The sequence below is a fragment of the Nocardia salmonicida genome (genome assembly GCF_036142455.1).
Lineage (GTDB): Bacteria > Actinomycetota > Actinomycetes > Mycobacteriales > Mycobacteriaceae > Nocardia > Nocardia salmonicida.
Genome location: NZ_CP108014.1, coordinates 6,070,389 through 6,090,862, shown reverse-complemented (window position 1 = coordinate 6,090,862; position 20,474 = coordinate 6,070,389). Strand labels below are relative to the sequence as shown.

Genomic DNA, 20,474 nt, shown 5'->3' with positions numbered 1-20,474 from the left:
TCACACCTCCAGGTCTTCTTCGATGCCCTTGAGCTTGTGCCGCGCCAGCGCCAGATTGGCCCGGCTACGATCGAGGGCGAGGTAGAGAAAAAGCCCTTTGGACTTGCGCCCTGTCATCGGGCGGATCAGGTGGTACTGCGTGCCGAGGGTGATCAGGATGTCCTCGATGTCCTCGTTGAGACCGAGCTGCTCGATGGTGCGCATCTTCGCCCGCACCACCTCGGTATTGCCCGCCGCGGCGACCTGTAGGTCGAGCGACTTGGTGCTGCTGAGCATTCCGAGCGCCATCCCGCTGCTGTAGTCGACGATCGCGGCGCCGATCGCGCCTTCGATCACCATCATGTCCTTCAGAGCCAGATCCATATTCGACATATCGTGCCTTTCATTCGTCGATCTTCGCCAGGTCGTTCCCGGGCGAGTGCGCCGCCGCCAGATGGCCGGCGATGGCGCGAGCTACAGGTCGCGACTCCAGGTGGAGCCGACCGACATTCACTTCTGGTCCGGCGAGCACGGTCAACGAGGTGTAGCCGGCGGCGTAGATCACCACCTGCCCCTCGGTGCCGTGCACGACGACTTCGCTGAACCCGCCGCCGTGCGCGACGTTCGCCAGCCGATACGACAGCGACAACTGCGCGGCCGACAGCGCGGCCATGCCCGCGGGTTCCAGATGGACGGGTAGGTCGTGTTCGATGAGCAGCCCGTCGCTCGAGGCCACCAGCGACCCGGTGAGCTGCGGTAGCCGCTCGCGCAACGCCTTCAATTCGGCCAGTACGGCCGGATAGTGTTCGGGTGCTGCATGTTCGGGCACCCGGGGTTCGGGCGCGGTCATCGCCGGTTTGGTCAACCTTCCCCTCCATTCACCGAGCAGCTTCTTCCGCACGGTCACGCAAGCTCCTCCAACGCCGCCCTGAGCCGGATGAGTGTTTCGCGGTCGACCTGTCGCCAGCGTTCGGGTTCCGCTCGGCCCTGGTCTCCGCGGTGTCGGGCGGTCGCGGTCGCTTCCTCGTCGATCGCGTGCCTGCCCGCTCGTGCACCCGTCTCCTGTTGGAAACGGGTCGGTCCCGCGCTGCCGGGAATACGCCTGGGCAGCGTGGGCACGGATGTTGTCGACAGTGTCGAGCTCGGGTGGTCGGCCGGTTCCGGGGCGAGGGCGAGATGACGTCCGCGCTGCGGTTGTTCGGTCCGGATGGGCTCCGGGTTCTCGATCAAGCCCGCTGTGGTGAGGTCGCGAACCGCGACGAGGCAGCCGTAGGTGGTGCGACCGAGATCGCGCGCGATGTCGGCGATGCTGCGGCGGGTGTCGGCGGCGGCGAGGACTTCGGCCTGACTTCCGGTGATCACCACCTGGTTTCGCTTGACCCGCCGGGCCGGGACCACCGGGACCGTGGTGACCAGGTCGGGCGACCACGGACCGTAGTCGTTGTCGTTGCGGCGTTCGCATTCGTGAACAAGCGCGCGCGGGGCGATGTGGCAGACCGGGGCCAGCCAATGTTCGGGTGTCGGGCGGAATTCCGGCTCGCCCGCCGAGGCCAGCAAAAAGTAGGCAGCGTCGAAGACCGACAGCAGCGCGAGGGTTTCCAGTTGCGGTTGTTCCAGCAGCGGGCCGGGATCGCCCGCGCCCGCGCGACGCCAATCCTCCGCCGTTGCCACCCCGGCTTCGACCACCAATCGGTCGAGCCCGATCGTGCGCCCGCAGCCTACCGAGGCGATAGCGCCACGGACCAAGTGGAATTCGCCGTCCCCGGCCCGCAATACTCCGGTAGACCCTTCTTCGCCGAGCCGATGCAATTCATCGGCGAGCGCGACACTCATCGGCCCCCGCCCGTCAAATCTTCCAGTGCCGATCTGAGTTGATAGCGCGCCATCCCGAGATTTCCTGTATCGCCGTCGAATACGACATGCATGAACAACCTGCCGTCGAAGTCACCGTCAACCAGGTGTAGGAGATGGAACCCCCTGGTCCGGCACACCACGATCTCGGTGAGGTCGTCATCGGAACTCCCCAGTGCCGGGCACCCGAGCGCGGCTCGCACCACATCGGTGGTCCCCGCCGCGTCCTCGTGCTCGTCGACGCCCTGGTGTTCTCCGGCGGCGGCGACAGCCAACCCGCTCGCCCCGTCCACCAGCGTCGCACTGCGCGCTCCGGGAATATCCATGATGCGTTTCAGACACCCATCAAGCGAATTCACCGAGCCCCCGACCGTCATCGACTATTGATCGAGACGAGACGTTATACCCCGCCGCTATTCTTCGCATCTTGTACGCCGGAAAATTGCTGCCGCACAATATGTTTGCTGATGGTTGCTGGAAAACCGCTCGGTATCAATACTTTTCAGTAACTTCGGCGGTCATTCGCTGCCCATCGACATAACCGGTGATCACTCGCCTTTTCCATCCTCCAGCGATCATCGGGCGAACTTACGAATCAGCGTCTTCGCAGACCTCGCCTGACTCGGCGCACACCACTGCCACACCGATGTGCTCGAGAATTGCGCGATCAGCCCGCCGCGCGGCGGTACCAGGTTTCCGCTTCGCGGTGGGCGCCTTGGGATTCCAGGAGCGCGGCGAGGTTGGCCATGGCACGGGGGTGGCCGAGGTCGGCCGCGCGCCGGAAGCAGCGGCGGGCCTCGGTGGTGGCGCCGCGGTGACGCAGCAGGATGCCGAGGTTGTTGACGGCGTCGATGTCGCCGTGGTCGGCGGCCTCGCCGTACCAGGCTTCGGCGTCGTCGAGGCGGTGCTGGTCCTCGAAGAGCCGGGCGAGGTTGTACATGGCGTCGACGTGTCCCGCCATGGCGGCGTGGTGGTACCAGGTCTCGGCATCGCGGCGGTCACCACACTGGTAGAGCATGGTGGCCAGATTGAACATCGCGTTGCAGTTGCCCGCGGCCGCCGCACGGCGGTACCAGGATTCGGCCTCGTCGAGTTCACCGAACTGATCGAGCAGGACGGCGAGGTTGTTCATCGAACGCGTGTGTCCCGCGGCGGCGGCGCGCCGGAACCAGTACTCGGCAGCCTCGAAATCGCTGTGGTCGTGGTAGAAGTGGGCAAGATTGTGCATAGCGGTACCGTCACCACGCTCCGCGGCGCGACGCAGGTTCGCCAATGCTTCCGGCGGCAACGGCACAGCTCCCCCTCGGATCTTCCCGTACACCTCGACACGGAAAGTCTATGTGCTGCAGGGAAGATCAGCCATGTCGTTTGCGTAGCCATCGAAACCATTGAGTAACTTCGTCGTTCAGCCCCCTACGCATCCCCTCGGCAACACGAAAGCGCCCGCGGACTCGAAAAGTCCGCGGGCGCCTCGGTGGTTACGCGATCAGCGCTGGGCGACAGCTGTCGGGGGGATCGGCGCGGGCAGCGCGGTTTCGCCCTCGAGGAACTTGTCGACGGCCGACGCGGCGGCGCGGCCCTCGGCGATGGCCCAGACGATGAGCGACTGGCCACGGCCCATATCGCCGGCGACGAAGACGCCGGGGATGTTGGTGGCCCAGCTCTTGTCGCGCTGGACGTTGCCGCGACCGTCGTAGCCGACGCCGAGATCGGTGAGCAGACCCGGCTTCTGCGGGCCGACGAAGCCCATGGCCAGCAGGACCAGGTCGGCTTCGAGGGTGAAGTCGGTGCCTTCGACCTTTTCGAAGCGGCCGTTGGCCATCTTGACCTCGTGGGCGTCGAGGCCGGTGACCTTGCCGTCCTTGCCGACGAAACGCTCGGTGTTCACCGAGAACAGACGTTCGCCGCCCTCTTCGTGTGCCGAGGCGACCCGGTACATGAGGGGGTAGGTCGGCCACGGGGTCGAGCCCGCGCGCTCCTCGGGAGGACGCGGCATGATCTCGAACTGGTGGACCGACTCGGCGCCGTGGCGGTGCGAGGTGCCGAGGCAGTCGGCGCCGGTATCGCCACCGCCGATGATGATGACCTTCTTGCCCTTGGCGTGGATCGGCGGCAGGCCGTCCGCGTCGGCGATGTCGTCACCGAGCTGCACCCGGTTGGACAGCGGCAGGAACTCCATCGCCTGGTGGATGCCGTCGAGCTCGCGGCCCGGGATCGGCAGGTCGCGGGCGATGGTGGCGCCACCGGCCAGCACGATCGCGTCGAAACGCTCACGCAGCTGCTCGGCGGTGATGTCGACACCCACGTTGACGCCCGCCTTGAAGATGGTGCCTTCGGCTTCCATCTGGGCCAGACGACGGTCGATGACCGACTTCTCCATCTTGAATTCCGGGATGCCGTAGCGCATCAGGCCGCCGATGCGGTCGTCACGCTCGAACACGGTCACGGTGTGACCGGCGCGAGTGAGCTGCTGGGCGGCGGCCAGACCGGCCGGGCCGGAGCCGACGACGGCGATCTTCTTGCCGGTGAGACGGGTCGGGTACACCGGGGTGACCCAGCCCTCGTCGAAGGCGTTCTCGATGAGCTCGACCTCGACCTGCTTGATCGTGACCGGCTCCTGGTTGATGCCGAGCACACAGGACGCCTCACACGGAGCCGGGCACAGGCGGCCGGTGAACTCCGGGAAGTTGTTGGTGGCGTGCAGGCGGTCGATGCCTTCGCGCCACGCGCCCTTGTAGACCAGGTCGTTCCATTCGGGAATCAGGTTCCCGAGCGGACAGCCCTGGTGGCAGAAGGGAATTCCGCAGTCCATACAGCGGCTGGCCTGGCTCTTCAAGGTGTCCTGGGAGAACTTCTTCTCCTCGTAGACCTCTTTCCAGTCGAGCAGACGCAGCTCGACCGGACGACGGGCCGGGGTTTCCCTCGAGGTGTGCTTCAAAAATCCCTGTGGGTCAGCCACGAGCCGCCTCCATGATCGCGGTATCCACGTCCTTGCCTGCCTTCTCGGCTTCGGAAATGGCGAGTAGAACCTTCTTGTATTCGCGGGGCATGACCTTCACGAAGTGGTTCACCTGCTGGGACCAGTCGCTCAGGATGCGTTCGGCCACAGCCGATCCCGTTTCGTCGCGGTGGGTCGCGATGATGTCGCGCAGCCAGGTGAAGTCGTCACCGGAGAGCTGCTCGATCGCGTCGACCTGATCCGGGTTGACCCGGCCCGGCAGCTTGCCCTCGGGGTCGTAGACGTAGGCCACGCCGCCGGACATACCCGCGCCGAGGTTGCGGCCGGTGTCACCGAGGATGACCACGCGGCCACCGGTCATATACTCGAGCGCGTGGTCGCCCACACCCTCGACGACCGCGGTGGCGCCGGAGTTACGAACGCCGAAGCGCTCGCCCGCGACACCGTTGATCAGGATGCGACCGCTGGTGGCGCCGAACATGATCACGTTGCCCGCGATGATGTTGTCTTCGGCGACAAAGGCTTCCGGTGCGGAAGCCGACGGACGCACCACGATGTGGCCACCCGACAGACCCTTGCCGACGTAGTCGTTGGCGTCACCGAACACCCGCAGCGTGATGCCGGCCGGGACGAACGCGCCGAAGCTGTTGCCCGCCGAACCGGTGAAGGTGATGTCGATGGTGTCGTCGGGCAGGCCCGCGCCACCGTAGAGCTTGGTCACCTCGTGGCCGAGCATGGTGCCGACCGTGCGGTTCACGTTGGTGATCTTGGTTTCGATCTTGACCGCCTGGCCACGCTCGAGCGCGGGGGCGCTCTGCGCGATCAGCTCGTTGTCGAGAGCCTTGTCCAGACCGTGGTCCTGGGTGGTGGTGCACCGGGTGTTCTGGTTCATGAACGCCGTTTCCGGCATGTCCAGGATCGGCGACAGGTCCAGCTTGGCGGCCTTGTAGTGCTGCTTGGCCTTGGCGGTGTCGAGCAGGTCGACCCGGCCGACGGCCTCGTCGAGGGTGCGGAAGCCCAGCTCGGCGAGCAGCTCACGCACCTCCTCGGCGATGAACATCATGAAGTTCTCGACGAATTCCGGCTTGCCGGTGAAGCGCTCGCGCAGCACCGGGTTCTGGGTGGCGATGCCGACCGGACAGGTGTCGAGGTGACACACGCGCATCATGACGCAACCCGAGACGACCAGGGGCGCGGTCGCGAAACCGAACTCCTCGGCGCCGAGCAGGGCGGCGATCATCACGTCGCGGCCGGTCTTCATCTGACCGTCGACCTGGACGACGATGCGGTCACGCAGGCCGTTGAGCAGCAGGGTCTGCTGGGTCTCGGCCAGGCCGAGCTCCCAGGGACCACCGGCGTGCTTGAGCGAGGTCAGCGGCGAAGCGCCGGTGCCGCCGTCGTGACCCGAGATGAGCACCACGTCGGCGTGCGCCTTGGACACACCGGTGGCGACCGTGCCGACACCCGGCTCCGCGACAAGTTTCACGTGAATCCGAGCCTGCGGGTTCGCGTTCTTCAGGTCGTGGATCAGCTGGGCCAGATCCTCGATCGAGTAGATGTCGTGGTGCGGCGGCGGCGAGATCAGGCCGACGCCCGGCGTGGAGTGACGCACCTCGGCGACCCACGGGTACACCTTGTGCGCGGGCAGCTGGCCGCCCTCGCCCGGCTTGGCGCCCTGGGCCATCTTGATCTGGATGTCGGTGGCGTTGGTCAGGTAGTGCGCGGTGACGCCGAAACGACCCGACGCGACCTGCTTGATCGCCGAACGACGCCAGTCGCCGTTCTCCTCGACCTCGAAGCGAGCGGGGCTCTCGCCGCCCTCACCGGAGTTCGAGCGGGCGCCGATGCGGTTCATCGCGATGGCGAGGGTCTCGTGCGCCTCGGCGGAAATGGAGCCGTAGCTCATCGCACCGGTCGAGAAACGCTTCACGATCTCGCTCGCGGGCTCGACCTCGTCGATGGAGATCGACGCGCGCTGGTTCGACTTGAACTTGAACAGACCACGCAGCGCGGCCAAGCGCTCGGACTGATCGTCGACCAGCTTGGTGTACTCCTTGAAGATCGAGTACTGACCGGTGCGGGTCGCGTGCTGCAGCTTGAACACCGTGTCCGGGTTGAACAGGTGGTACTCGCCCTCACGACGCCACTGGTACTCGCCGCCGACCTCGAGCTCGCGGTGCGCGCGCTCGTTGCGGTTCTCCAGGAACGCGACGCGGTGGCGGATGGCCACCTCTTCGGCGATCTCGTCGAGACCGATGCCGCCCAGCGGCGAGCGCAGGCCGGTGAAGTACTCGTCGACCAGGTCCTGGGCCAGGCCGATGACCTGGTACAGCTGGGCGCCGTTGTAGGAGGCGAGGGTGGAGATGCCCATCTTCGACATCACCTTGAGCACGCCGTTGCTGGCCGCGGTGCAGTAGTTCGCGACGGCCTTGCGGAAGTCGGCGGACAGATCGCCGGTGCTGCCCGGAATCTGCAGCGAACCGCGCTCGAGCATGTCCTCGATGGTCTCGAAGGCCATGTACGGGTTGATCGCGGCGGCGCCGAAACCGATCAGCAGGGCCATGTGGTGCACCTCGCGGGCGTCACCGGCCTCCACGACCAGGCCGACCATGGTGCGGGTCCGCTCGCGCACCAGGTGGTGGTGCACCGACGAGGTGAGCAGCAGCGACGGGATCGGCGCCAGCTTCTCGTTGGACTCACGGTCGGACAGCACGATGATGCGCGCGCCGCCGTCGATGGCGGCCGAGACCTGGGTGTTGATGGCCTCGAGCGCCTTGCGCAGACCCTCGCCACCCTCGGCGACCGGGTACAGACCGCGCACGACCACCGAGCGCAGGCCCGGCTGGCTGCCGTCGTCGTTGATGTGGACGAGCTTGGCCAGCTCGTCGTTGTCGAGAATGGGCTGTTCGAGCGCGATCATGCGACAGGAGTCGGGGCCCGGGTGCAGCAGATCGGCCTCGGGGCCGAGGTTGCGCTTGAGGCTGGTGACGACCTTCTCGCGGATGGCGTCGAGCGGCGGGTTGGTGACCTGTGCGAACAGCTGCGAGAAGTAGTCGAACAGCAGACGCGAACGGTTCGACAGCACCGCGATCGGGGTGTCGGTACCCATCGAGCCCAGCGCCTCGCCGCCGGTCTTGGCCATCGGCGTGATCAGCAGGTTCAGGTCCTCGGTGGTGTAGCCGAAGATCTGCTGACGGATCAGCACGCGGTCGTGCGACATGTGCACGTGCGGGCGATCGGGCAGATCGGCCAGCCGGCTCACGCCGGCGTCGAGCCACTCCTGGTACGGCTGCGCCGCGGCCAGCTCGGACTTGACCTCCGAGTCGGTGACGATGCGCCCCTTCTCGGTGTCGACCAGGAACATCTTGCCCGGCTGCAGGCGGATCTTCTGGACCACGGTCGCGGGATCGATGTCGAGCACGCCGACCTCGGAGGCCAGCACGACGAGACCGTCTTCGGTGACCCAGATACGACCGGGGCGCAGACCGTTGCGGTCGAGCACGGCGCCGATCTTGGTGCCGTCGGAGAAGCACACCGCCGCCGGGCCGTCCCACGGCTCCATCAGCATCGAGTGGTACTCGTAGAACGCGCGCCGCTCGGGGTCGAGGTTCTCGTTACGCTCCCACGCCTCGGGGATCATCATCATGATGGCGTGGTGCAGCTCGCGACCGCCGAGGTGCAGCAGTTCGAGCACCTCGTCGAAGCGCGCGGTGTCGGAAGCGCCGGGGGTACAGACCGGGAAGATCTTCTGCAGGCGGTCCTTGCCCGCTTCGTCCTTGCCGAACACGTCGCTGCGCAGCAGCGCCTCGCGGGCGCGCATCCAGTTCTCGTTGCCGGTGACGGTGTTGATCTCACCGTTGTGGGCGACCCGGCGGAACGGGTGCGCCAGCGGCCACGAGGGGAAGGTATTGGTGGAGAAGCGCGAGTGCACGATGCCGATGGCCGACTCGACGCGCTCGTCCTGCAGGTCCAGGTAGAACGCACGCAGCTGGGGCGTGGTGAACATGCCCTTGTAGATGAAGGTCTGGCCGGACAGGCTCGGGAAGTACACCGATTCCTTGCCGACGGTGCCCTCACCGGGGCCTGCTTTACCGAGCTCGTGCTCGATCCGCTTGCGGATCACATAGGCGCGACGCTCCAGGTCCATGCCGGAGAGCTGCTCGGCGGAGTTCTTCGGCGAGCCGATGAAGATCTGCCGGAAGGTCGGCATGGCATCACGGGCCAGCGCGCCGAGCGAGGACTCGTCGATCGGCACCTCGCGCCAGCCGAGTACGGCGAGGCCCTCTTCGGTGACGATCTTCTCGACGCCGTAAGCGGCACGCGCGGCTTCGCGACGGGCCTGCGGCAGGAAGGCGATACCGGAGGCGTAGGAGCCCTCCGGCGGCAACTCGAAGGGGGCGGCACTTTCGGCGATGATCGCGCGGAAGAACTTATCCGGGAGCTGGATCAGGACGCCCGCGCCGTCGCCGGAGTTCGGCTCGGCACCCGCAGCACCGCGGTGCTCCAGGTTCAGGAGGGCCGTAATGGCCTTGTCGACGATGTCTCGACTGCGTCGTCCATGCATGTCGGCGACGAACGCGACGCCGCAGGCGTCGTGTTCGAATGCCGGATCGTAGAGCCCGGTGACTCCGGGTGACCTGTGGCCAGGAAGTTGCGTCATGCCTCTGCCTTCAAGAAAGTCGGCTGTCGATGTCGGCCACCCAGCAAGCTGAGCGTGGGCCCTTCGTCGTTTCGCCTCCGTCAAGACTGCGTCCGTACGATCCGAAACCAGCGACGGTGGTGGTTTGCGGCGTTGACGTAGTTGGGGTGCTCAGAGGTAACGGGATGCTTACTTCTCCCTTACCTCTGCGCGGGGTTTCACCCGCTACTCTTGGCCCGGTTTCACCGGGCCTCGAACAGGTGGTTGGCCGAACATGGGTGTGTTCGGCGTAAGAGCAAACGATAAGTCAGACCGCAGACCCAACCAACTAAGGTTGTGCTAAGTAACCCGTCTAGCTGGGGTTTGTAACGGCTGCTTGCATCGTCGCGCGCGTCGTCCAGTGTAAAGCAGACTGGGGACCGGATCGATCCCGGACAACCCGTTCCTACCTGCGTGAACACCGTGGACGAACAGACTCGAATCAGCCGCCGACCCGGGGTCGAAAGCTGAACTCACCTGCACCGCAGCAGATTTCCCTACAGATGCCCTGGTCAAACCTCCCACCTCCGCTAACCGGGGGTGGGGACTGTGAGATATTCCCGACACAGGCCCCCACAAGCGCGCCAGTCAGCCGACCGTACGGTCTGTATTGCGAAATGTGCGCCACAGCACACCCTCAGCTAACTTTTGGCAGTGTCGTTCGACACAAATCGGGCGCGGACGGCGGTCGAGCCCGGCTCGCCGCGTACGACACGCCGAGGTGGGCACGGAAATATCTCGGTCGACGCGATGGCTGGACTCACTCGACTGTGAGGCTGACCACAAGCAGCACCTCGGCACTCGGTGTGTCGGTGTCCGGCCTGTCACGCTGACACAACGAATCCATGCCAGTTTTGCCATGCCTACCAGTTTCGCCATGCCCAGTGGAGCGCACGACCCGGGGAGAATTCATGACCGGCTTACTCACCTGGCTCGGCGGAGGCCTCGCCTCGCCTCGGCGCCGGGACCCTGAAACGGGTGCTGACCTGGCTTTCAGCCACGAACAAGGCCGCTATCTCGTCACCGGTGCCGCAGTGTCGTCGTTCGCGCTGATCGCCGGTCTCGTCACATTGTGCGCGCTGCTCGCCGCCGATGTCGGCGTGGTCGGCGCGGTGCTGTTCGCGCTGGTCGTCGCGGGCGCGGTGGGCGCGCTCGGGCGGGCGCTGGCGACCACGCGTCCCGGGGCCGACGATGACCGGTTCGGCGTCGCGGCCCGGATCGGGGTCGGGGTGCTGGCGGGGGTGTTCGTCGCCGAACTCGCCGCCACTGTGCTGCTCGGCGGGACCGTCGACCGGGAACTGGATGTGCGCGCCCAGGCCGGCGCCGAGAACGCGCCCGCCGTGGTCGCCGCCCGCACCACCTTCGACCTGGCCACCGCCGACCGCGCCGCGCTCGACCTGAGCATCGCCAAGTCGCAGGCCGATATCGACCGCGCGCTGGTGATCGCCCGATGCGAGTACAACCCCACTCCGGAATGCCCGCGGACCAGGATCACCGGGGTGCCCGGTCGCGGTCCGGAAACCCAGACCGCCAACGACATGCTCGACGACGCCCGCAAACAGCTCGCCACGGCGCAGGGCCGCGTCGAGGGCCTCGACCAGCGGATTCGCACCGAATCCGCCACCCTCGCCGCCGCGCGGACCAGCGCGATCGCCGAGGGCGACCGTGGTCTCGGCGCCCGCTGGCTGGCCATGAACAGCTACACCGCTTCGCACGCGGGGGCTGCTGCCCTGCGCCTTCTCATCCTGCTCGCGGGGATCGTGGTGGCCCTGCTGCCGCTGCTGTTGCGCTGGTGGCGGGGGGAAACCTCGCTGGACCGCCGGGTCGACGCCGCGGACGTGGCCGACCGGGCCCAGCGCGAAGCCGACGCCGCCATCGCGGTGAAACGCGCCGAGGTTCGCACCGAGACGGCCGCATTGCGCGCCGAACACGAGCTCACCGCCGCGCAACTGGCCATCGAAGCCGATACCGTGATCGATCGAGAACGTCAGCGCACCAGGATCATCGCCGCGATCGGCGGTTTCGAGCTCGGGTTCTCCGAGCCGCATCGAAAGGACGACTCCGTGTCTCTGGAGCCGAACGTGCCATCGCAGCTGCCCGCCGGTTATGTCCAGCACGCGCTGCCCACCGGTCCCGCCGGGACGCTTGTCCCCGCGCACCAGGCCCCTGCTCAGCAGGCCCCCGCGCCCGCGCCGACCGGCGGTGGCGGCCTCGAACTGCCGATCATCGGTACAGTGCCGTTCACCGACACCGCGGCCCGCTGGATTCGCCCGCTGGTGCCTTCGTTCGTCGCCAACGCGTTCGACTCGGCCACCCACCCGATGCGGACCGCGCGACAGGCGTTCGAAGAGGTCGAAGAGGTGACGTTCACGCTGCGCCGCTCGCGCAAGGTCACCGTCGACACCCAGGATTCCTCGGCGCAGCAGCAGGTTCCCGCCGGATACCAGCTGCAGGGACAGCCCGCGCAGGGTTTCCTGCCGCCCGGCGCCTACCCGCAGCAGCAGTACCAGCAGCCGTATCAGCCCTATGCCCAGCAGATCGCCTCGAACGTGGTCGACGCGCCGTCGAGCCGCTTCCACCCGGACCCGCGTCAGTACCAATCGGCGCCGACCTACACCGCCCTGCCCGCCGGACAGGGCAACGGTCTGCCCGAGGCGCAGGGCCACGACGAACTCCCCGGCGGCGGAGCGGGCGAGCTCCCCGGCGGCCGTCGTCAGCTGCCGCCCGCTCGCTGATCGCACGAGTCGGGACAGCAGGCCGTGCCCGCTGTCCCGAACTCCCGCTCAGCCGCGCGTGGTCTTCGTCCGGACCGCGCTGTAGGCCGCGAACAACAACACCGCGACGATGCCGACCACCGTCAGATGGATGCCGCTGACGAACGCCTGATTCGCCGAGGACAGGAACTCCTGCGCCACCGCGGCGGGCAGCTCGGCGGCCACCTCGACCGCGCCACTGAGCGAACCCGATGCGGTGGCCACCGCGTCGTCGGGCAGCAGGGACAGGTCGAGGCCACGGCGGAAGATCGCCATCACGGTGCTCCCGAGCAGGGCGACACCGAGTGCGAGTCCGGTCTCGTAGGCGGTCTCCGAGATCGCCGCGGCCGCACCGGCACGTTCGGCCGGAGCCGATCCGACGACCAGGTCGGAGGCCACCGTCATGGCCACGCCGGCGCCCAGACCGATTCCGACGAAACCGAGCACGAACGCTTCGGCGCCGCTCACCACGTCGACCGCGAGGAAAGCCGCCGTGCCGAGCGCGGTGACAACCAGCGCACCGGCCAGCACGACCGTCGCACGCCAGCGCCGCACGAGTAGGGCAGCCGCCAGCGAGCCGAGCACGCTCGCCGCGAGTCCGGGCAGCATCAGCAGACCCGCTTGCAGGGGCGTGCGGCCGAGAACCAGCTGTAGATACTGCGAGCCGAAGAACAGCACGCCTGCCAGGGCGAACACCGCGAGCAGGTTGGTGAACACCGCGACCCGGAACCTCGGCAACTCGAACAGCCGCAGGTCGAGCATCGGATCGGTCAGGCGACGCTGCCTGCGCACGAACAGCACGGCCGAGATCACACCGACCAGGCCGACCAGTAGCGCACTCACCGTGGGACCGTGCGCGGCGGTTTCCTTCACCGCGTAGACCACCGGGACCAGCGCCAGCATGGACAGCAGCGCGCTCAGCGCGTCGAACCGACCCGGATTCGGGTCACGTGATTCGGGGATGAGCAGCGGCGCGAGTGCCAGCAGCACCAGCATCACCGGCAGGTTCACCAGGAACACCGAGCCCCACCAGAAGTGTTCGAGCAGCCAGCCGCCGACCAGCGGACCCGCCGCGGCGCCGCCACCGGCCATCGCGCTCCATACGCCGATGGCCATCGTGCGCTGACGCGCGTCCTGGAACATCGAGCGGATCAGCCCCAGGGTGGCGGGCATCAGCGTGGCGCCGGCCACACCCTGCAACACCCGCGCCGCGATCAGCATTTCGGGCGAGACCGCCCATGCGGCCAGCGCCGAGGCGATGCCGAAGCCGACGGCGCCGATCAGCAGCAGTCTGCGCCTGCCGATCCGGTCGCCGAGGTTGCCCATCACGACCAGCAGGCCGGCGAGCACGAACGAGTACACGTCGATGATCCAGAGCAGCTGTGGGGTGCTCGGGGCCAGGTCGGCGCTGATCGCGGGCACGGCCAGGTCGAGCACGGTCGCGTCGACGGCGAGCAGCAGCAGGGCAAGGGCGAGTACGCCGAGGCCCGCCCACTCACGCGGGGTGGCGCGCGGCGGGGCGAGTGCGGTGGGGGTGTTCATCGGTCTCTCGACTTTCAGGTTGGTAAACCGTCCAGCCGGTACAGTAACAGGAAAACCGTCCAGACGGTACAGTGAGCGCTGTGAGCCCCGGCACCCGCGATCGCATCCTCGACGCCCTGGAAACCCTGCTGCTCGAACGCGGCACGGCCCAGATGACCCTCGACAACGTCGCCGCGGCGGCGGGGGTGTCCAAGGGCGGACTGCTCTACCACTTCAAGAGCAAGGACGCGCTGCTCGTCGGGCTGGTGCATCGACTCGGCGAGCGCGCCCGCACCCAACTCGACGAAGCCAGAGCGAGCGGGAGCTCGATCGCCGAGTGGTACCTCCAGACCCCCGACCCCACCGCGCAGGCCGATGCCGTCGAACTCGCCCTGTACCGTTCGCTGCTGGCGACCATGCGCACCATCGACGCCTCGGCGGGCAGCGAACCCGACGAAGTGCAGCGCGCGCTCGACGCGGTGATGGCGGCCTGGTCGGACAACCTGGAGACCGAGGTCGACGACCCCGTCCGCGCCGACATCATCCGCCTCGTCGGCGACGGGGTCTACCTGCGCGCCCTGCTCGGCCTGCCGCAGATCGAGCCCGCGCGCTACCGCGCCGTCGTCGACCGGCTGCTGCAACGCTGACAACCCACGAGCGCGCAACTGAGTGGACGCTTGTACACCGAACTCCGCTGTAAACAACGACACGACCACTGGGCCAGTGGAGGCTCACAAAAGCCATCGCCACCAGTTGGTATAGCAACCTGACCCGAACAGTGACCTACGCAACTCTGTGGTCACTGGTCGTTTCGCCGGTTTACAGTTCGAGTGTGATCAACCGCGATGGATCGACACGCGCGGCGGGATCGGCGCCGTGGGGCTCTCCACTGCTCGGACCAGCCGACGAGAAGTCGACGGCCCGGCGCGTTCGAGTGCAGTTGTTGCTCACCGTTCCGCTGCTCATCGCCAATCTGATCGGTATCACGATGGTGGTGGTGCTGGCGGGCTTCGTGCTGCCGGGACCGACCGTGTTCACCCAGGAACTGCTGTTGGTGAACAGCGTCTTCACGCCGGTGTGCGCCGCCCTCGCGCTGGCGGTCGGCACCACGTGGGGCACCGTGGCCGGTGTGCGATCGATGGGCTGGGCCACCGATCCCGAGCATGTGCCGACGCCGGCCGAACAGCAGGTCACCGTGTCGGCGCCGCGCTGGATGGTGCTGCAGCAGGCCCTCCTGTGGACGCTGACCTTGACCGCGCTCACCATTGTCTACGGCGTGCTCGAACCGGCGCTGATCCCCAAGGTCGTCCTCGCGATCGGCGCCGCGGCGATCGTGGTGTGCGCCAACAGCTATCTGATCATCGAATTCGCGCTGCGTCCGGTGACCGCGCGCGTGCTGGCCGCCGACCCTCACCGCCGCCGCGGCATCGGCGTGTTCGGCCGGACCATGCTGTCGTGGTTCGTCGGCGTCGGGGTACCGGTGACGCTGACGATGACGGTGGCGATCTGGGCCTTGGCCGATCCCGCGGTGAGCAAGGCCAGGCTCGCGGTGTGCATGCTCTGCTTCGGCGGCTCGGCGCTGGTGTTCGGGTTGATCCTGATGGCCCAGGTCGTCGCGGCGACGGTGGCCCCGATCAAGGGCGTGCGCCAGGCGCTGCGCCGCGTGGAGAACGGTGACCTCGACGCCGAGATCGCCCTCTACGACGGCACCGAACTGGGCGAGTTGCAGAGCGGCTTCAACACGATGGTGCACGGCCTGCGCGAGCGGGCGATGATCGAGGACCTGTTCGGCAAGCACGTCGGCCACGATGTCGCGATGGCGGCGATCGCCTCCCAGCCGGTGCTCGGCGGCACCGAAACCGAGGCCGCTGCCCTGTTCATCGACATCATCGGCTCGACCACGATGGCGGCCACCCTGCCCGCGCCCGAGATCGTCGGCATCCTCAACCGGTTCTTCGACATCGTCGTCGACGAGGTGGAACGCCACGGTGGGCTGCTCAACAAGTTCGAGGGCGACGCCGCGCTGGCCGTGTTCGGCACTCCGGCTCCGCTCGACGACCTGGCGGGCTCGGCACTGTCGTGCGGACGGGCGATCCAGCGTCGATTGCATGGTGCGTCCGATCTCGACGCGGGGATCGGCGTCGCGGCGGGACGGGTGGTCGCGGGCAATGTCGGTACGCACAACCGGTACGAGTTCACGGTGATCGGCGATGCGGTCAACGAGGCCGCTCGGCTGTGTGAGCTGTCCAAGCAGTACGACGAACGTCTACTCACGTCGGCGACCACGCTCGCCGCCGCCGCCGACTCCGAATCCGCGCAGTGGATTCTCGGTGAGACGGTCACCCTGCGTGGGCGTTTGAAGCCCACGCAGGTCGCGCTGCCGAGGCTGTCCGAGCGGGCCGACGAGGGCGCCTCTGCCGGGCGTGGATCCGCCGACGTTCGGTAGGGCGCAGTACGCATGACCGGGTGGTTCGGGTGGGATTGACTACACTCGGGCCCGTGCGTCCCGCCGTCGAAACGGTTGGCGCCGTCGGGGCGGGAGTCGATCCGGCACGGGCGCCTGCGCCGGGGCCGCCAACACCGCCGACGGTGCCGATCCGCCCCTTGCGTTTCCGCGAATTGCTCGATGAGCCGTTCGCCCTGATCCAGGTCCATCTGCGGACCTTCGCGGTGCTCGGCGGCAGTGCGCTGGTGCTGGCAGTGCTCGGCGTGCTCGGGCTCACCGGGCTGGTTTCCCACCTCACCGACGGTTCCGACGCGGGTACCGCGTGGGCCGCGATCCTGGCCACCGCGGCAGGTGTGTGGCTGGTGCGCCTGGTCCTGCGCGGCGCGACCGTCGCCATCGGACTCGCCGATTTCCACGGGGTGCGTTACGGCGTGCTCGACGGGTTGCGGGCCGCGGGCCGACGGGCGATGCCGCTGGCGCTGGCGCAGATCATGTTCACGCTCACCGGAATCGGGGTGCTGCTGCTCGGCAGCATTCTGGTGATCACCTACCCGCTCGCGCTGATCTGGCTCTCGCACGTGCGGGCGCGACGGTTCGTCGCCGAACCGGTGATCGTTGCCGAACACGCGGGTTTCGGTGTGGGCGTGGCCCGTTCGAAGGAGCTCGTGCACGGTGGCGTCTGGTCGACGGCGGGTCTGTGGCTCACCCAGCGGTGCATCTTCGCCGTACTCGCGGTGCCCGCGTTCGGTATTCCGTTCTTCCTCTCCGACTTCTCCGGCACCCACCGCTGGGCTGTCATCACTCTGCTCGTCGGCGGGTTCCTGCTGGTGGTGACGGTGAGCGAGATCGTCGAGGCGACCAGCCGCGTGCTCTGCTACATCAGCAGGCGCTGCGTCCGGGAAGGCATGGACATTCGAATCCCCGGTGATCGCCGGTGACCGACTCCCCCGGTGGCGTCCCACCGCGGCCCCGCCTCGGCGCCGCCGCCGAACACCGCGCCGCCGCCGAGAATGCCGCGGGCCGACGCGATTACGACCGCGCCCTGCGCGAACGCTTCCGCGCCGTCCTGCGCGGACTCGAACAGGACGGCAGCCTGCCGGTGCGCCGCTCGCGCACAGCGCAGGAGACCGCCGACGACGCGACCACCGCACTCCCGCTGGAGCAATCCACCGAATTGCATCCGGCGGCACGCAGCTTCGACGAAGTCGTCTACGGCGGACGCGCGGCCACCGAGGACGAGTACCGCCGTCTCGAGTACGCCGACCGGTACTCCCAATCCGCGCCGCCGCCGGTCCTCGACCCGCTCGAGATCGAGGTCGTCGAACGAGAACCCAAGCAGCGCAGGAAACTTCCGCCGCTGCCCGGGATCTTGCGCAGCCCCCGTTTCTGGGCAACGCTGGCCGCCGGACTCGCCATCGCGCTGCTGATCTACGCCACCATGCAGTCGTGCGGCGCCCCCAACGCGCCCGACGCCCCTGACCTGCCAGACCCGCCGGACCCGCCCGACAGGCCGCCGCCCGACGACAGCGACCTCGATTTCGGCAGCGGCAAGGACTCGATCTTCACCCGGCTGCCCGGCTGGCTGGCATTCGGCGGCTTGCAGTTCCTGCTGGCCTTCGTGGCGCTGATCTGGTGGCGAGCACGCAGGCGTGGCGCGCTGGTCGGCGAGCCGCGCCCGGTCGAGGTCGCCGCGAACGAGCTGCTCGCGGGGCAGGCGGGGCTGTACCGGCGCTCCGGCGACGTGGCCCATGTGGCGCACATCCTGCGCGCCGCGACGCTGCGCCGGATCAAGCCTCGGCTGGGCGGCGAGCTCACCGACGATCAACTCGTCGCCGTCGTGTCGAGTCGACTCGGCGTCCCCGCTCAACAGATCGGCACTGTCCTGTTCGGTGACGTGCCGGACGAGACGACTCTCAATGATGTTGCCGCACACCTCGAATGGATCGAGACGGAGCTCGGATGACAAATATTTCCAAGGACGCTGTCGCGCTGGAAGCGCCGAGCGCACAGGAAGCCGCGGCGGCGCTGGCCGCGCTGCGCACCGAGATCGGCAAGGCGGTGGTCGGCAACGACCAGGCCGTGCTGTACCTGGTGCTCGCCCTGTTGTGCCGCGGGCATGTGCTGCTGGAAGGTGTTCCTGGCGTAGCGAAGACGCTGCTGGTGCGCGCGCTGGCCACCTCGCTGGCGCTCGACCACGCGCGCGTGCAGTTCACCCCGGATCTGATGCCGGGCGACGTCACCGGATCCCAGATCTACGATCCGCATTCGGCCGAGTTCACCTTCCGCAAGGGCCCGGTCTTCACCAACCTGCTGCTTGCCGACGAAATCAACCGCACCCCACCGAAAACCCAGTCCTCACTGCTGGAATCGATGGAGGAGCGCCAGGTTTCGGTGGACGGTCAGCCGCGTGCGCTGCCCGATCCGTTCGTGGTGGTCGCCACGCAGAACCCGATCGAGCAGGAGGGCACCTATCCGCTGCCGGAGGCGCAGCTCGACCGGTTCCTGTTCAAGGTCGACATCCGTCTGCCCGACCGCGACGACGAGTTCCGCATCCTGCAACGCCATGCGAGCGGCTTCGACCCGCGTGATCTCGGCGCCGCCGGGCTGCGGCCGGTCGCCGGACCCGCGCACATCGCGGCCGCGCGCGCCGCGGTGGGCGAGGTGGCGGTGAGCCCGGAGGTGCTGGCCTACATCGTGGATCTGTGCCGTGCCACCCGCTCCTCCCCCGCCGTCGCACACGGCGCGTCCACCCGCGGTGCGACCGCGCTGCTGGCCGCCGCCCGTGCCTTCGCCTGGCTCAACGGGCGCACGTATGTGACGCCCGACGACGTGAAAACGGTGGCGATGGCGGTACTTCGGCATCGCCTGCAGTTACGGCCGGAGGCCGAGCTGGACGGGGTGAGCACCGAGGGCGTGCTCTCGTCGTTGCTGGTCTCGGTGCCGGTTCCGGTCTAGCGACGTGGTGGTCACAGGCCGATTCGCGCTGCTCGCCACCGTCGCGGCGGCGGTGGTGATGTTCGTGGTGCCGACAGGGGTCGGGGTGCTCGGCGCGTGCGCGGTGCTGCTGGCGCTGCTGCTGACCGATGTCGCGCTCACCGCGCGCGCGGATTCGCTGTCGCTGACCCGTGATCCGTTGACGGTGGTGCGGCTCGGTCGCGGCACCGAGGTGGAACTGGTGGTCACCAATACCGGCCCGGCCACCGTGCGCGGCATGCTGTGGGACGCCTGGCCCGACAGTGCCCGCGCCGACATCGACGGCAGGCACCTGGATCTGACCCCGCACACCCGAATCCGATTGCGTACCAGCCTGACTCCGATCTATCGCGGTGATCGGGTCGCGGGTCCGGTGACGCTTCGACTACTCGGACCACTGGGGCTGGCCGGACGGCAGAGCCGCGTCGAGGTACCTGCCAGGGTGCGCGCGCTGCCCGCGTTTCGCAGTGAGCGGCTGCTGCGTTCGAAAGTGAAGCGGCTGCATCATCTCGAGGGGCGCAATGTCGCCAATACGCGCGGGCAGGGCACCGAGTTCGATTCGTTCCGCGAGTACGTGGCGGGCGACGACGTGCGCAGCATCGACTGGCGGGCCACCGCACGTGCCAACGACGTGCTGGTGCGGACCTGGCGGCCCGAACGCAACCGCCACATGCTGATGGTTCTGGATACCGGGCGGGCCAGTGCGGGCCGGGTCGGCGAGGGAACCCGACTCGACAGTGCGATCGAAGCGGCGTTGCTGCTCGGTGGGCTGGCCGCGGCCGCCGGCGACACCGTGGATCTGATGGCCTACGACCGGCGAGTGCGCGCGGAAGTGAGTGGAGTCGGCGGCAATCAGTTGCCTCTCAAACTTATGCACACCCTCGCTGGGGTTACTCCACAGCTGGTGGACACCGACACCGACGGGCTGGTCCGCACCGTGATCTCGCGGGTTCGCAGGCGGGCGTTGATCGTGTGGTTCACCAGTCTCGACGGGCCCACCGTCACCGAGCACCTGTTGCCCGCACTGCCGACGCTCACGCGACGTCATCGGGTGCTGATCGTGTCTGTCACCGATCCTGACATCGCCGCTGCTGCCCGTGATCGTTCGGCGGTCTACACGGCGGCCGCCGCCGAAACCGTGCTGGCCGAACGCGCTCTCGTGCAGGAATCACTGCGCAGGCGCGGGGTGGCCGTGGTGGCCGCGGCCCCCGACGAACTGCCAGAGGCGCTGGCCGACGAATACCTCGAACTGAAGCAGTCCGGCTCGCTGTGATCTGTGGACGTCGCGAATTGTGCACAACCGCACGTGGTTGT

General features: G+C 67.9%; 15 protein-coding genes. 7 read left to right on the top strand and 8 right to left on the bottom strand.

The window, feature by feature from the left end; translation table 11 throughout:
* The 7 genes from OHS03_RS28495 to gltB all read right to left on the bottom strand — a co-directional run bounded on the left by OHS03_RS28495 (position 1) and on the right by gltB (position 9,449).
* Positions 1-372: a hypothetical protein gene (locus OHS03_RS28495; protein WP_056822511.1), complete on the bottom strand. Its 372-nt coding sequence runs from the start codon at positions 370-372 to the stop codon at positions 1-3.
* A gap of 10 nt (positions 373-382) precedes the next feature.
* On the bottom strand, positions 383-886 hold the full coding sequence (locus OHS03_RS28490) for a roadblock/LC7 domain-containing protein (protein ID WP_328658305.1): 504 nt from the start codon (positions 884-886) through the stop codon (positions 383-385).
* Entirely contained in the window at positions 883-1,812 is a 930-nt protein-coding gene (locus tag OHS03_RS28485; protein WP_328658303.1) for a hypothetical protein, read from the bottom strand. The genes OHS03_RS28490 and OHS03_RS28485 overlap by 4 nt, the downstream gene beginning before the upstream one ends.
* Positions 1,809-2,156, bottom strand: a complete 348-nt coding sequence (locus tag OHS03_RS28480; RefSeq protein WP_328658301.1) for a hypothetical protein — start codon at positions 2,154-2,156, stop codon at positions 1,809-1,811. Before OHS03_RS28480 ends, OHS03_RS28485 begins: the two co-directional genes overlap by 4 nt.
* A 341-nt stretch (positions 2,157-2,497) precedes the next feature.
* A complete protein-coding gene (locus OHS03_RS28475) occupies positions 2,498-3,124 on the bottom strand; it encodes a tetratricopeptide repeat protein (RefSeq protein WP_328658299.1) in 627 nt (208 codons plus the stop codon).
* A gap of 192 nt (positions 3,125-3,316) precedes the next feature.
* Positions 3,317-4,789 (bottom strand): glutamate synthase subunit beta, encoded by a 1,473-nt coding sequence (locus OHS03_RS28470; RefSeq protein ID WP_328658297.1) that lies wholly within the window; start codon positions 4,787-4,789, stop codon positions 3,317-3,319.
* Complete coding sequence (gene gltB, locus OHS03_RS28465; RefSeq protein WP_328658296.1) at positions 4,782-9,449, bottom strand: glutamate synthase large subunit; 4,668 nt, start codon at positions 9,447-9,449, stop codon at positions 4,782-4,784. Before gltB ends, OHS03_RS28470 begins: the two co-directional genes overlap by 8 nt.
* A gap of 929 nt (positions 9,450-10,378) precedes the next feature.
* Here gltB and OHS03_RS28460 point away from each other — a divergent pair.
* Complete coding sequence (locus OHS03_RS28460; protein ID WP_328658294.1) at positions 10,379-12,202, top strand: DUF4407 domain-containing protein; 1,824 nt, start codon at positions 10,379-10,381, stop codon at positions 12,200-12,202.
* Positions 12,203-12,250: 48 nt separating this feature from the next.
* Here OHS03_RS28460 and OHS03_RS28455 read toward each other — a convergent pair whose 3' ends face one another.
* Positions 12,251-13,762 carry an MFS transporter gene (locus tag OHS03_RS28455; RefSeq protein WP_063005955.1) on the bottom strand — a complete coding sequence of 504 codons (1,512 nt, stop codon included), beginning with the start codon at positions 13,760-13,762 and terminating at the stop codon, positions 12,251-12,253.
* Positions 13,763-13,842: 80 nt separating this feature from the next.
* On the opposite strand from OHS03_RS28455, the gene OHS03_RS28450 reads away from it, so the two are divergent.
* The 6 genes from OHS03_RS28450 (at position 13,843) to OHS03_RS28425 (ending at position 20,433) form a co-directional block, all read left to right on the top strand.
* Positions 13,843-14,388 (top strand): TetR/AcrR family transcriptional regulator, encoded by a 546-nt coding sequence (locus tag OHS03_RS28450; RefSeq protein WP_328658292.1) that lies wholly within the window; start codon positions 13,843-13,845, stop codon positions 14,386-14,388.
* Between the two features lie 185 nt (positions 14,389-14,573).
* Positions 14,574-16,187, top strand: coding sequence for an adenylate/guanylate cyclase domain-containing protein (locus OHS03_RS28445; RefSeq protein ID WP_328658291.1), 1,614 nt, complete (start codon positions 14,574-14,576; stop codon positions 16,185-16,187).
* Between the two features lie 53 nt (positions 16,188-16,240).
* Positions 16,241-17,125, top strand: a complete 885-nt coding sequence (locus OHS03_RS28440; RefSeq protein ID WP_328658288.1) for a hypothetical protein — start codon at positions 16,241-16,243, stop codon at positions 17,123-17,125.
* Complete coding sequence (locus OHS03_RS28435) at positions 17,122-18,150, top strand: DUF4129 domain-containing protein (protein WP_328658286.1); 1,029 nt, start codon at positions 17,122-17,124, stop codon at positions 18,148-18,150. The genes OHS03_RS28440 and OHS03_RS28435 overlap by 4 nt, the downstream gene beginning before the upstream one ends.
* Positions 18,147-19,142: an AAA family ATPase gene (locus OHS03_RS28430; RefSeq protein ID WP_056822533.1), complete on the top strand. Its 996-nt coding sequence runs from the start codon at positions 18,147-18,149 to the stop codon at positions 19,140-19,142. Before OHS03_RS28435 ends, OHS03_RS28430 begins: the two co-directional genes overlap by 4 nt.
* 4 nt (positions 19,143-19,146) lie before the next feature.
* Positions 19,147-20,433: a DUF58 domain-containing protein gene (locus OHS03_RS28425; protein ID WP_328658284.1), complete on the top strand. Its 1,287-nt coding sequence runs from the start codon at positions 19,147-19,149 to the stop codon at positions 20,431-20,433.
* Positions 20,434-20,474: the final 41 nt, after the last annotated feature.